Origin of the sequence: Pseudoalteromonas sp. TB25 (genome assembly GCF_000497995.1) — a bacterium.
Classification (GTDB): Bacteria; Pseudomonadota; Gammaproteobacteria; order Enterobacterales; family Alteromonadaceae; genus Pseudoalteromonas; species Pseudoalteromonas distincta.
This window is the reverse complement of the sequence record NZ_AUTI01000332.1, coordinates 1-13,732: the sequence shown is the minus strand read 5'-3', so window position 1 is coordinate 13,732 and position 13,732 is coordinate 1. Positions and strand designations below refer to the sequence as shown.

The 13,732-nt window shown below is 40.7% G+C and carries 13 protein-coding genes; 2 read left to right on the top strand and 11 right to left on the bottom strand.

Going from position 1 to position 13,732, the window contains the following annotated elements; genetic code table 11:
- The 9 genes from mltG to yceD form a co-directional block, all read right to left on the bottom strand.
- Window positions 1-606: endolytic transglycosylase MltG (gene mltG / locus L652_RS0113075; protein ID WP_024603494.1), on the bottom strand; the 606-nt coding region annotated here is incomplete at its 3' end.
- The gene (gene pabC / locus L652_RS0113070; RefSeq protein WP_024596853.1) at window positions 600-1,415 is read right to left on the bottom strand and encodes an aminodeoxychorismate lyase; all 816 of its coding nucleotides are present in this window, start codon (window positions 1,413-1,415) and stop codon (window positions 600-602) included. The genes pabC and mltG, both read right to left, overlap by 7 nt.
- Before the next feature lie 59 nt (window positions 1,416-1,474).
- Window positions 1,475-2,713 carry a beta-ketoacyl-ACP synthase II gene (gene fabF / locus L652_RS0113065; protein ID WP_002962376.1) on the bottom strand — a complete coding sequence of 413 codons (1,239 nt, stop codon included), beginning with the start codon at window positions 2,711-2,713 and terminating at the stop codon, window positions 1,475-1,477.
- A gap of 215 nt (window positions 2,714-2,928) precedes the next feature.
- Entirely contained in the window at window positions 2,929-3,165 is a 237-nt protein-coding gene (gene acpP, locus L652_RS0113060) for an acyl carrier protein (protein WP_002962377.1), read from the bottom strand.
- Window positions 3,166-3,415: 250 nt separating this feature from the next.
- Window positions 3,416-4,162: a 3-oxoacyl-ACP reductase FabG gene (gene fabG / locus L652_RS0113055; RefSeq protein ID WP_024596854.1), complete on the bottom strand. Its 747-nt coding sequence runs from the start codon at window positions 4,160-4,162 to the stop codon at window positions 3,416-3,418.
- Between the two features lie 11 nt (window positions 4,163-4,173).
- Window positions 4,174-5,100, bottom strand: coding sequence for an ACP S-malonyltransferase (gene fabD, locus L652_RS0113050; RefSeq protein ID WP_002962379.1), 927 nt, complete (start codon window positions 5,098-5,100; stop codon window positions 4,174-4,176).
- A gap of 52 nt (window positions 5,101-5,152) precedes the next feature.
- Window positions 5,153-6,193, bottom strand: a complete 1,041-nt coding sequence (gene plsX, locus L652_RS0113045; protein WP_024603493.1) for a phosphate acyltransferase PlsX — start codon at window positions 6,191-6,193, stop codon at window positions 5,153-5,155.
- A 12-nt stretch (window positions 6,194-6,205) separates the two neighbouring features.
- Window positions 6,206-6,376 carry a 50S ribosomal protein L32 gene (gene rpmF, locus L652_RS0113040; RefSeq protein WP_002962381.1) on the bottom strand — a complete coding sequence of 57 codons (171 nt, stop codon included), beginning with the start codon at window positions 6,374-6,376 and terminating at the stop codon, window positions 6,206-6,208.
- 9 nt (window positions 6,377-6,385) lie between these two features.
- Window positions 6,386-6,910 (bottom strand): 23S rRNA accumulation protein YceD, encoded by a 525-nt coding sequence (gene yceD, locus L652_RS0113035; RefSeq protein ID WP_007375269.1) that lies wholly within the window; start codon window positions 6,908-6,910, stop codon window positions 6,386-6,388.
- Window positions 6,911-7,041: 131 nt separating this feature from the next.
- Between yceD and L652_RS0113030 the strand changes: the two genes are divergently transcribed.
- The gene (locus L652_RS0113030) at window positions 7,042-7,641 is read left to right on the top strand and encodes a Maf family protein (protein WP_024596138.1); all 600 of its coding nucleotides are present in this window, start codon (window positions 7,042-7,044) and stop codon (window positions 7,639-7,641) included.
- A gap of 9 nt (window positions 7,642-7,650) precedes the next feature.
- Here L652_RS0113030 and L652_RS0113025 read toward each other — a convergent pair whose 3' ends face one another.
- A complete protein-coding gene (locus L652_RS0113025) occupies window positions 7,651-8,313 on the bottom strand; it encodes an HAD-IA family hydrolase (RefSeq protein WP_024596137.1) in 663 nt (220 codons plus the stop codon).
- Window positions 8,310-9,269 carry a 23S rRNA pseudouridine(955/2504/2580) synthase RluC gene (rluC, locus tag L652_RS0113020; RefSeq protein WP_024596136.1) on the bottom strand — a complete coding sequence of 320 codons (960 nt, stop codon included), beginning with the start codon at window positions 9,267-9,269 and terminating at the stop codon, window positions 8,310-8,312. The genes L652_RS0113025 and rluC overlap by 4 nt, the downstream gene beginning before the upstream one ends.
- A 772-nt stretch (window positions 9,270-10,041) precedes the next feature.
- Here rluC and rne point away from each other — a divergent pair.
- Window positions 10,042-13,299 (top strand): ribonuclease E, encoded by a 3,258-nt coding sequence (gene rne, locus L652_RS0113015; protein ID WP_024596135.1) that lies wholly within the window; start codon window positions 10,042-10,044, stop codon window positions 13,297-13,299.
- Window positions 13,300-13,732 lie beyond the last annotated feature (433 nt).

Here is a 13,732-nt window from a genome sequence, read left to right as displayed (position 1 = left end):
TATTAGTGCTTCGTATGCTGTTTTATAGGGTAGATTAGCGGCGCGCTGCTGCCAAGCATCATCTAACGTTTGCTGCATTTTTTGTGCTGCACGTTTTAATACACTGCTTGCAGTATCGTTATTATGATAATGGTAAGTGTCGGGGAATAACCACCCTTCTAAGTGCGTGTCATTACCCAGTATTTGAGTACTTAGTTCGTCAGTTTTTAAATCGTTTTGTAAATTATCAGCTTTTTTAATAGCACTTAGTACTTCACGTAAGTTTTGACCTTCAATTATGGTAAAACTAAAACTAATTTGCTGACCTTGGTTAATTTTTTTTACGTTGTTAATAACGCTATCGGCTGTTAGCTCGTAAAGCCCCGCTTTTAAGTCGGTAAGTGTGGGATCTAATTTGGCAATTACCTGATAACGCCAACAACTTTCTACCCAGTTATTAGCTTGCCATTGTTGGCATAACTTATTAAAGCCAGTGCCATGCTTAACTTCAAATTGTGTGCTTTGTGCTACCTTTAACGGGCTATTTATTGTTGCTTGTAATTGCTGGTAACCAACAGCAGTGGTTATAACAGCTAAAAAAAGTACCGATAAAATAACTTTTAACACTCAGCCTCCTTGGCTAATAATTTAGTTAGTAATGCGTGGCTGTCGTCTGTATTAAATACCTGTTGCTCAATACGTTTTACAGGTACTGCTCCCATTAAGCTATTACACACAAATACGGCGTCTGCTTGGGTTAAGTCTTCTACTTTCACGCGTTTAAATTCAACAGGCAATTTATCACATAACGATTGTAGATAAACGCCCTTAATTCCGCACTCATCAAGCAATGGCGTAAACACACGCTTATTTTCAATCGCAAAAATATTAGCTGCAGAAGCTTCAATTACATTGTTATTGTAATCAAGCACTAACACATCGTCGCAGTTTTGCGTTTGCATTGCTTTTTTAACTAGTACTTGCTCTAGCCGGTTTAGTGTTTTAAGACCCGCTAAATAAGGCTGTGCTGCTAATTTAATTGGGCTTACTTCGAGATTTACACCCTTTTTAACAAGCGCTTCGTAATTACTAGGGTAATCTAATATGCTCAATAAAATAGTAATATTACACTCACTTGGCAGCCCATAACCACGTCCGCCTTCGCCTCGCGTTACAAGTATTTTAAGCACGTTGAGTGGTGCAGCTTTTATATGCAAAGCAATTTGATTTTCAAGGCTATTAAAATCTAGCTCAGGAAAACCCAAACGCTGTGCGCATTCAATCAAACGCGCTTTATGATGAGCCCAATACTGTACTTGCCCATTAACAACTTTAGCCGTTGTAAAAAAGCCGTCACCGTAATTTAAGCCTCTGTCACGCGTGCTTAAAGTGCTGTTTTGATCTACTGCTATTATTGTTTGCATTTTATTTGGCATATAAAAAAAGCCCAGTTAAACAACTGAGCTCTTATAATTTGATTCGTTGTTAAAAAAGATTATACCTTTTTAAATAGCAACGAGCCATTAGTACCACCAAAACCGAACGAGTTACACAGTGCAAAGTCTAACTTTGCATCACGTGCAGTGTGAGCAATATAATCTAAGTCACACCCTTCGTCTGGGTTATCAAGGTTGATAGTTGGCGACACTTTTTGATCTGTCAGTGATAAAATCGAAATAATCGATTCAACCGAGCCTGCAGCACCTAACAAGTGACCCATCATCGATTTAGACGAGCCTACCATTACATCTTTAGCTGCATTACCAAAAATAGACTTAACAGCGGCAGTTTCTGCTTTATCGCCTGCATTTGTAGATGTACCGTGTGCGTTAATGTAACCAATTTGCTCAGCGTTTACTTGCGCATCATTTAGTGCGTTTTGCATTGCAAGGGCAGCACCTGCACCATCTTCTGGTGGTGATGTCATGTGGTACGCATCGCCGCTCATACCAAAGCCAACAAGCTCAGCATAAATTTTAGCGCCACGTGCTTTAGCATGTTCGTACTCTTCAACTACAACAACACCAGCACCGTCAGAAAGCACAAAGCCATCGCGGTCTTTATCCCAAGGGCGAGAAGCCGCTTGTGGGTCGTCATTGCGGGTTGAAAGTGCACGTGCAGCATTAAAGCCACCCATACCAATTGGGGTACAGGCTTTTTCTGCACCGCCAGCAACCATTGCATCTGCATCACCGTAGGCAATCATGCGCGCGGCATGGCCAATATTATGCAAACCAGTAGTACAGGCAGTTACAATTGAAATATTTGGACCACGAAGTCCATGCATCATTGATAAGTGACCTGAGATCATATTAATAATGGTAGACGGCACATAAAATGGCGATAACTTGCGCGGACCACTATTTAATAACTTAATGTGGTTTTCTTCGATAAGCGTTAAGCCACCAATACCAGAGCCCACAGCGACACCTATACGTGTTGCGTTTTGCTCAGTAATTTCAAGGCCTGAATCTTTAAAGGCTTGAACACCCGCTGCAATGCCGTACTGAATAAACAAGTCCATTTTTTTAGTATCTTTCGCTGACATGTATGCAGTTGCATCAAAGTCATTTATTAAACCAGCGAATTTAGTACCAAATTTTGATGTATCAAAGTGGGTTATTGTTTGAATGCCACTTTTGCCATCTAATAAGCCTTGCCAGGTTGATTGAACATCATTACCTAGCGGCGTCAACATTCCTAAGCCAGTTACGACGACTCGACGTTTAGCCACGGTTTGCCTCCAATAAGGGATATTTACAAGGGGATGATCATACCCAAGCTACCTCAAAGTGCTAGTCCCAAAATAGATTAAAAACGCATAACACAATCAAAATTAATTTTTAGCTAAAATTGAGCATTGAGGCTTAAGTTTTGAATCACGAACTTTGAGGTGGTTTGGATATAAAAAATTAAAGGCAGCGGATGCTGCCTTTAACGTGCGATTAATTACTCAGCGTGTGCTGTTACGTAATCGATAGCAGTTTGTACTGTAGTGATCTTCTCAGCTTCTTCATCTGGGATCTCAGTATCAAACTCTTCTTCAAGAGCCATTACTAGTTCAACAGTATCAAGAGAATCTGCACCTAGGTCATCTACGAAAGAAGATTCATTTTTAACTTCTTCTTCTTTAACACCTAGTTGTTCAATGATAATTTTCTTTACGCGTTCTTGGATATCGCTCATTCTTCTTTCCTTTATTAAAAACGCCGATGCGTTATTTTCAGATTGCCGCGTAGTTTACGCGGCATAATTCTCTGATTCAATGATTTGACCATAAATAATTGTCTGGTCAAACCTCTGAGTGTGTGTTTTGTCTTTTATCGCTTATTTTCGCAGCGATTTCAAGTATGTTTAAAGCAAGTTCACAAATAATTCAATGTTTTTGAGGTAACTTACTTAACTTTATTAGGTAACAATGTGGGTACAATGGTTATTAAACCATGTACATCGCGCCATTTACATGCAAAGTTTCACCTGATACGTACGCAGCCGCGTCAGATGCTAAATAACATACCGCAGCTGCAATTTCGTCTGGTTGACCTAAACGCCCTGCTGGAACATTTGCAAGTGTTGCTGCTTTTTGCTCGTCAGTTAAATCATCAGTCATATCAGTTTGAATAAAACCAGGTGCTACTACGTTTACTGTAATACCACGTGATGCCACTTCGCGTGCAAGTGACTTAGAAAAACCAATTACGCCTGCTTTAGCCGCTGCATAATTTGCTTGCCCTGCATTACCCATAGTGCCCACTACTGAGCCAATATTGATAATACGACCTTTCTTTTTCTTCATCATTGGACGAAGTACCGCTTTAGATAAACGGAAAATCGAGCTTAAGTTAGTGTCGATTATATCGTCCCACTCAGTCTCTTTCATACGCATTAATAGGTTGTCACGTGTTATACCTGCGTTATTAACAAGTACGTCAATATCGCCAAAATCAGCTTTTATTGCGGCAAGTGTCGCTTCAATAGATGCAGGATCCGTTACGTTTAATGCATAACCTTTACCATTGTCACCTAAGTACTCGCTGATTTTTGCAGCGCCTGACCCGCTTGTTGCAGTGCCTGCAACTTTTGCACCTTGCGCAACTAATGTTGTTGCAATTGCTTTACCAATACCACGGCTAGCGCCAGTAATTAGGACAATTTTGCCCTCTAAAGAAAATAAATTAGACATTTTATATACTCTTATTTAGCTGCAGCGATTGAAGCGGCATCGTTTACTGAGCCACAAACCATTGCTTTATCAATTCGTTTAGCAAGTCCTGTTAATACTTTACCAGGACCAAATTCGTAGCTTTGTGTTACATCTTGTGCAACCAAGGCTTGTACTGTTTCTGTCCAGCGAACTGGGCTATATAGTTGACGTACTAGTGCATCTTTAATTGCATCAGCGGTCGATTCAGCTTTTACATCAACATTATTAATGACATCACACTTAGGTGTATTAAATGTTAAAGCGGCTAAGTCTACCGCTAGCTTATCAGCTGCTGGCTTCATTAGTTCACAATGTGAAGGTACGCTAACCGAAAGTGGTAATGCGCGTTTAGCTCCTGCATCTTTACATGCTTGTGATGCTCTATCTACTGCCGCTTTATGCCCTGCAATAACAACTTGACCAGGAGAATTGTAGTTAACTGGTGATACAACCTCTCCTTGCGCTGAGGCAGCACACGCCGCTTTTATTTCTTCATCGCCTAAGCCAATAATCGCAGCCATTGAACCTACGCCTGCAGGTACAGCTTCTTGCATGTATAAACCACGGTTTTCAACAAGCTTAACAGCTTCACTCAAGCTTACTACGTCGCTACATACTAGTGCTGAATATTCACCTAAGCTGTGACCGGCCATAACAACGTCTGCATCTGGGTTTGCTGCAAGCCAATCACGGTAAATAGCAACACTTGCAGTTAATAATGCAGGTTGTGTACGATGAGTTTGATTTAATTTTTCTTCTGGGCCATTAAGAACTAGCTCTGCTAAGTCGTAACCCAGTGCATCTGATGCTTCTGCAAATGTTGCTTTAACAATGTCAGAACTCTCTAGTAGCTCTTGTAACATACCAACGCTTTGCGAGCCTTGACCTGGGAATAGAAGTGCAATTTTTTGTGCCATACTTTGCTCTTTTTAATTAAACAAATAAATAATGAAATACACGGCACATCAATTATTGATTAACCGCCGTGTCTTTAGAATGTGTTTTTTCGAAAATAGCGGCTATTTTATCAGGAAGTTGACGTTCAACCTCTTTTACCGCTTCATCAATTGCTGCTTGAAATGCTTTAGCTGACGCATTTCCATGACTTTTAACGACAATACCGCGCAATCCTACCAGAGAAGCACCGTTATACTGGTCGGGGTTCACCCTTTTATAGAGTTTTTTTATTATTGGACGCAATATAAACGCCATACATTTATATAAAAGGTGCTTTTCGAGCGCAGCTGTAAACTTATTCATAATAAGCTTGGCAATGCCTTCGCATGTTTTAAGCGCCACGTTACCCACAAACCCTTCGCATACAATAACATCAGCCTTGCCAGAAAAAATATCACTTCCTTCGCTATAACCAATGTAATTAATATGTGAGCTTTGCTGCATTAATTGTGCAGCCTGTTTAATATCATCGTGGCCTTTAATGTCCTCAGCGCCAATATTTAATAAGCTAACGCGAGGGTTATCGCAGCCAAGTGCTTGACCAGCAACTACAGAGCCCATAATGCCAAACTGATAGAGCATTTGCGCATCGCAATGCACATTAGCACCTAAGTCGAGTAAATATACTGGGTTTTGGCTTTCTGTAGGAACAGATGAAATAAGTGCAGCACGTTTAACACCAGGCAGCATTTTTAATACGTAGTGAGCCATAAAAAATAAAGCGCCGGTATTACCTGAGCTAACACACGCTTGAGCTTCGCCCGACTTAACTAAATCAAGGGCAACACGCATAGATGAATCTTTTTTTGAACGTACAGCAATTGCAGGTTCGCAGGCGTTAGTAACTATTTCACTACAATGACGAATTATGAGTCTTGGATGAGATAAAGAATCGAGGGATTCGAGTTCTTTAGATATAACGTCTTCATTGCCACATAAAATGAGACTTAAATTGGCATGAGCGTTTACCGCATGAACGGCAGCAGGAATAGATGAACGGGGGCCGTAATCGCCCCCCATCATATCTAACGCTATGGTTAGATCTTTCAGCATATAAGTAATCTCTTATTTAGAAATTACTTGAACGCCTTTGTAGTAACCATCTGCAGTCACATGGTGACGACGATGAGTCTCACCAGATGTTTGATCTACAGTTAAAGTTGGACCACTGATCGCATCGTGTGAACGGCGCATGCCGCGTCTTGCACGAGACTTTTTGCTTTTTTGTACAGCCATAGTCTTCTCCTAAGAATCTTTCTTAAGTTGTTTCAAAATATCAAATGGATTAGGTTTATCATCTTCCGCCTTTAATACACCAAAGCTGGCAGGCTTTGCTGAATAACTGCATGAAGCTTCGTTGTGGGTAGCCACTAATGGAATTGCTAAAATTAGTTCGTCTTCAATTAAATCAAAAACGTTAACTTCACCATTTTCATCAAGTGCTACTTCGTCGTAGTCTTCAGGAAAAATATCTAACTCTGTATCTTCACCTACTGGTGAATATGCAAAGTCTTGAACCAAATCCAACCCTAAATCACCATTACAACGTTGACAAATGACAGTAACATGTGTGGACAAATTGCCTCTAATCACAGCGAAACCTTGATCATCGTTTTTGCAATGTATTTTTACCGCTATTTCACCTACTTCTTCCTGCACAACTTTCTCTAAACGAGTAAGTTTTTCAAGCGGTACAATTCCGTCATACTTTAAACGGTGCTGCGCTGCTTTGCCTGGATGAAGAGTGATGGGAATTTTCACCTTTTGCATAGGGGCTGCATCATATAGATAGTTAGTTTGTTAGTCAAAGTAAAAAACCATTTTTACTTGGTTTTTAACGTGTTTTACTCTCGGATCTGATTTATCCTAACTCAATCTGAATTATCGTAGGAAAACAGTCCATGAAGCTTCCACTCATTTTAGCGTCAAGCTCACCTTTTAGGCAGTCTTTATTACAAAAATTTAATTTACCCTTTGATACGTTTTCACCCGACGTTGACGAATCAGCACTTGAATGCGAAGCACCTACTGAACTGGTTAAGCGTTTAAGTGAGTTAAAAGCCTCAGCAGCTAATAAACACTTTAAAAAAGGGTTAGCAATTGGATCAGACCAAGTCGCTGTGTTTAACAATCAAATTTTAGGTAAACCGCACAATAAACAAAATGCTCTAAAACAACTAAATTTATTTAGCGGTAATACTGTAACATTTTTAACTGGGCTTTGTGTTTACGATATTGTAACTGGAACAAAAAAAACCTGCGTAGAACCTTTTAATGTGACGTTTAAAACCCTAAGTGATGCACAAATTAGTGCTTATTGCGACGCAGAGCAGCCTTATAACTGTGCTGGCAGCTTTAAAAGTGAAGGGTTGGGTATCTGTTTATTTGAAAAACTAAGCGGAGACGATCCTAATAGCTTAATTGGATTACCATTAATTAAACTCAGCCAATTACTGGCTGAGTTTGGTATTGATGTGCTTACCGCTCAAAACAAGCTCTAGTTAAATAAATTAGCCAAGCAAAACCTGTTGCAATTGAAGATAATTATCTACCGTTGCAACAGGGCTAAGCTTATTTAGCTGCTGTGCGTTATGTACACCCATTGTTACGCCAATTCTATCCACGCCTGCAGCTTTTGCCATTGTCATGTCTATTTGAGTGTCACCAATCATTACAGCGTCTTGAGCGCTTATGCCAAGTTCTTCAAGTAATTGATACAGCATATTTGGAGAGGGCTTAGACAGTGCGTCGTCGCTTGTACGTGTTGCACTAAAAAAATGTCTAAGTTGGCTTTGATCAAGCAAACGCTCTAATCCATCTCGACCTTTACCTGTTGCAACCGCTAAAACAATGCCCTGCTCTTTTAAGGCACCTAAAACGCTGACAACATTATCAAATACAGGAGTTGGCGTGGTATCAACACTATATTGGTGTTTATACCCTTTAATTAGCGCTTGATGCTGCGCGGCATTATTGGGAAATAAAACATCAATTGCTTTTTCAAGCGACATACCAATAATATTTTTAATTGCTAAATCACTTGGCGCCACTAAATTAAGTGACTCAGCACTACTACGAATACAGTTAACTATTTTAGTGACTGAATCCATAACGGTGCCATCCCAATCAAAAATGACGAGCTTATATTTTTTAATTGGCGTCTCTGCAATCACTGTTTTGCGTCTCGTAATTTTAGTAATGTATTTTTAAGCGTTTTATCAAGGGGCGCTTCAATACGCATCGTTGTTTCGTTTTTAGGATGATAAAAACTTAAATCGTGTGCATGTAAGAATAAACGGTTTAACCCAACTTTACGCATAGATTCATCAAACCCTTGATCGCCGTATTTATCATCGCACGCGATAGGATGACCTTTACATTGCGTATGAACACGAATTTGGTGCGTACGCCCTGTAACAGGTGATGCTTGTACGAGTGAGCAATCGTTAAAACGTTCAAGTACTTTAAAACGCGTATGCGAAGGCTTGCCCTCAGTGTTATCTACACGTACTACGCGTTCACCCGATTTAAGTGTATTTTTACGCAGCCCTTCGGTAACGTTTTTAGTTTTAGAGTCCCACTGCCCTTCTACAAGTGCCCAGTAATTTTTTTCCATGGTTTTTTCACGAAGCTGTTCATGCAATGCTGTTAACACCGAACGGCGCTTTGCAATAAGTAAACAGCCCGATGTATCACGGTCAAGCCTGTGAACTAGCTCAAGATTGCGCTCTTCTGGGCGAAGCGCGCGCAGCGCTTCAATTAAACCATAACTTAAACCACTGCCACCATGAACAGCCATACCTGAAGGTTTATTTATGACGATAAGGTATTTATCTTCAAATAAAATATCGTTTTCTAGGCGAGTTACTTTGTCTAACTTTGATGGTACAAACTCTTCACGCTCAGCAACTCTGATAGGTGCAATACGCAGTACATCGTCAAGCTGTAGTTTATATACAGGCTTAATACGCTTTTTATTAACGCGTACCTCACCTTTGCGCAAAAGTTTATAAATAGCGCTTTTAGGCACCCCTTTTAAATGGGTAATAAGAAAGTTATCAATACGCTGACCTAAATGGTCTTCATTGATAGTGACATAAGTTACTTGTAAGTCGTTTTTTTCTGACATTGCCTAATCACTAATTTAAGTAAAATAATTTAGTTGCTAACACTGTAATAATAGTGGGATAATCAGCAGCGCAAATATTTAGTATTTGCAAATAACAACGGTGCTTTTTAACACATTAAAACATTCGTGATGCACATTCTGGGTAGCCGATCATACAGATCCGAGTTAAGTTTTCCAAAGCTTTTATGCCTCCTCAGTTAACACGTGCGATCAATTAACGGCAATGCGCGTAATATATTGCTGGTTAAGTTTGAACATGAAGCGATTTTTAATGTGCTAGAGAAAGCAATGAACAGATAATTTGTCTGATAGTGACGACGTAAAAAACGTCGTTCAGCACTAGCTCAATTATTGTAGTACCGTACAGCAGCTTATTTAGAATTAAAAAAATCTAATAAATAAGCGTTCATTAACATCGGCAGCGATTTTTGCTCTTAAAACGGATATTAGCGATACATCAGTATGTATTGCTCACCAACTTAATGAGCCCTACGCGCCTAATATGAATGATATTTAGTAAGATTAATATGACAGGCCGACTTCTGGGTAAAACTTGTAAACGTAGCTGAAAAGCCGACAGTTTTAGCACCATTAAGAATTTAATAGCGGTAATAATCGCTATTGTTTGCCAGCATTTAAAATACTGCATACGAGATACAGAGCCGTTCCGTTAAAGACCCAGTCGTGAGGCTGCACATTCTAAAAATAGGGACAACTGAACAGGCGAGAAAAACATCGTCATGTCAGCGACATAAATAAGTAGAGTAACAATATGAAACGTATGCTAATCAATGCAACGCAGCAAGAAGAAATGCGCGTAGCACTGGTTGATGGCCAGCGCCTTTATGATTTAGATATCGAAAGCCCAGGTCACGAACAGAAAAAAGCCAATATTTATAAAGGCAAAATCACTCGCATTGAACCATCTCTTGAAGCAGCATTTGTTGATTACGGTGCTGACCGCCATGGTTTCCTTCCTTTAAAAGAAATTGCACGTACTTACTTCCCTGCAGGTTACACTTTTCATGGTCGCCCTAACATTCGCGACGTAATAAAAGAAGGTCAAGAAGTAATAGTACAAGTTGATAAAGAAGAACGCGGCCAAAAAGGCGCAGCGTTAACTACTTTTATCAGTGTTGCTGGTAGCTATTTAGTTCTTATGCCTAATAACCCTCGTGCTGGCGGTATTTCTCGTCGTATTGAAGGTGATGAGCGAACTGAACTTAAAGAAGCATTAGGTCGTTTAGAACTACCTAAAGGTATGGGCTTAATTGTTCGTACAGCGGGTGTTGGCAAGTCATTTGAAGAACTTAACTACGATTTAAAAGCACTATTAGTACATTGGGATGCAATTAAACAAGCAGCCGATAGTGCTAAAGCACCGTTTTTGATTCACCAAGAAAGCAACGTGATTTTCCGCGCAATACGCGATTATTTACGTCGTGACATTGGCGAAATTTTAATTGATAAACCACGTGTTTTTGAAGAAGCTAAAGCGCACATTGAGCGTTTTCGTCCTGACTTTATGAGCCGTGTTAAGCTTTATCAAGGTGACACGCCTTTATTTACACATTACCAAATTGAAAGCCAAATTGAGTCTGCATTCCAGCGTGAAGTACGTCTTCCTTCTGGTGGTTCAATTGTAATTGACCCTACTGAAGCACTGACATCTATTGATATCAACTCGTCTAAGGCAACTAAAGGCGGCGATATTGAAGAGACAGCACTTAATACAAATTTAGAAGCGGCCGATGAAATTGCACGTCAATTACGTCTTCGTGACCTAGGTGGTTTAATTGTAATCGACTTTATCGATATGACTCCTCCACGCCATCAACGTGAAGTAGAGAATCGTTTAAAAGATGCAGCGCGCCCAGACCGTGCTCGCGTTCAAATTGGTAAAATCTCACGCTTTGGTTTACTTGAAATGTCGCGCCAGCGTTTGCGTCCTTCATTAGGTGAAGCAAGCCAAGGCCCATGTCCACGTTGTAGTGGCCAAGGTACTATTCGTTCAAACGAATCAATAGCACTTTCAATTCTTCGCTTAATTGAAGAAGAAGCAATTAAAGACAATACAGCACAAGTAAATGCACAAGTGCCTGTTGCTGTTGCCGCTTATTTATTAAATGAGCAACGTCGTAGTGTTCACCGCATTGAAAAACATCATAAATGTGACGTAGTGATTATTCCAAATCAACATATGGAAACACCACATTATGAAGTTATGCGCTTACGTAAAGACGAAACACTTGAAACTGTAAGTTACGGACAAGTTGTTGCACCGGAGCCTGAAGTATTCGAGATGTCAAAATCTCCAAGTACGCCAGTCCGTGAAGAGCCGATGCTAAAAGGCGTGGTAATGCCTTCTACTCCTGCTCCACAAGCAGCGCCAGCTAAAGCCGTAGAGCCTGCTGCGGTAGCACAAACTAAAACTGAAGGTGGCTTACTAGCTGCTATTGGTAATTGGTTTAAGTCGTTATTTGCAAGTGAATCTGAAGAAGAGAAAAAAGAAGCTGTAGAAAAAGAGCAGCAAGAAACGCGCAATAATGCGCGTCGTGGTAACGATAATCGTCGTCGTAATAACAATCAACGTCGTCGTAATAATAACCCACGCACTAACAAGCCGCGCAATGAGCGTCCAGCCGCTGAAGAGGAAGCTAAAACTGACTCAGCAGCAAGCACCGAGACTCAAGAGAGAAGCGAGAACCGCAACAAGCGCCGTCGTAATCCTAACTCTCGTAAGCGCCCAGAGCATAAAAACCAAGAAAAAGATCAAGTTAAAACTGAAGCCCCTGCAAAGGCGGAAGTAGAAACTGATTCTAAGCCAGCACAAGCTGCAGAGCCTAAAGAGCAGAAGCCTAAAGTTCGCCGTCAACGTCGTAACATACGTAAAAAAGTACGTCTGCAAGATGAAAAAGCTGAGCAAGCTAACTCAACAGAGCAAGCTCCTGAGCAAACGGCTGTGACTGAAACTCCACAAGTTCAAGAGCAAGCTCCTGCTGTAGAAAAGCAAAAGCAAACTCCGGCAGAAAAAACAGCTCACATTAAAGAAGAGAAAGTTGATGTTGTTGATTCTAACGATGAAACAGCAACTACTGAAGACGAACAAGAGCAAACACGTACACGTTCACGTCGTTCTCCTCGTCATCTTCGTGCATCTGGTCAACGTCGTCGTCGCCCTGAAGGTGAAGCAGAAGTTAAATCTGATGAAGCCCCTGCATTTATTCCAGTTGCTGATCAAGCTGCTGCAGAATACGAAGCAGAACTTAAAGCGAAATCAGAAGAAACACCGGTAGATGCGTCGCAACAAGTTGAACAAGCCGTTGCGGTTGAAGACTTAGCAAAAGTTGAAGCTGTAGAAGAGCCAGTAAAAGCTAAAGAACCGGCTAAAGCTGAAACGCCAGTAGCAACTGAAGAGCCAGTTAAAGTTGAAACACCAGTAGCAACTGAAGAGCCTGCTAAAGTTGAAACACCAGTAGCAACTGAAGAGCCTGCTAAAGCTGAAACGCCAGTAGCCACTGAAGAGCCAGCTAAAGTTGAAACCCCAGTAGCCACTGAAGAGCCTGATAAAGTTGAAACACCAGTAGCCACTGAAGAGCCTGCTAAAGCTGAAACACCAGTAGCCACTAAAGAGCCTGCTAAAGCTGAAACACCAGCAGCAACTGAAGAGCCTGCTAAAGTTGAAACGCCAGTAGCCACTGAAGAGTCTGCTAAAGCTGAAACGCCAGTAGTAACTGAAGAGCCTGCTAAAGTTGAAACACCAGTAGCAACTGAAGAGCCTGCTAAAGTTGAAGCAAAATTGAAAACTGAAAAATCAGCACCGCATGTTAAAACAGCGGTTACTCAAGGGTCAGCAAGTGCGCCAATGGCACAACCTACTCCTGTAGCTGATAGCGAAGTGAAACATACGTCTGTAGCAATGGCTCACGATAAACGTGAACTAGTTCCAGACAGTGGTTTACGTGCAGGTTCGATCAAACCTGCTGGTCGTGCAAGCTCTGCAATGACTAAAACAATGAGTGTTGATTAATAACTAACATTCATTAAAAAGCCCCGCTATTTAATAAATAGTGGGGCTTTTTTGTTTATATGATTTGAATAATTATTAAAGTTTCTTCACGCCCACAATAAGCGATTTATTCACAAAGAGGTTAAGAGACGCTGCGCTTTTAGAGGTAGTAATAAGGCTAAGCCTAGCTAACTTAAATAAGCCCCGCTAGCAAACCATCGCTTGTGTTTCTCATTTACTCCTCTTTCACTTCTCTATGTGAAATAGATCTTTTAGTGGTTTTGTTAGCAAAGAAATTAAATAAACAGAAGCGTTGCTTCTCGCGTAAGCAAGCTTCACTACTACAGCCGAAATTTAACACCGTGAATAAAATTAACCTGTAGACGCACAACTTGTTGGCGTGACGGGCACAAAGCCCGTAAAAAGTAATTTTTTCACAAAGAGGTTAAGAGAC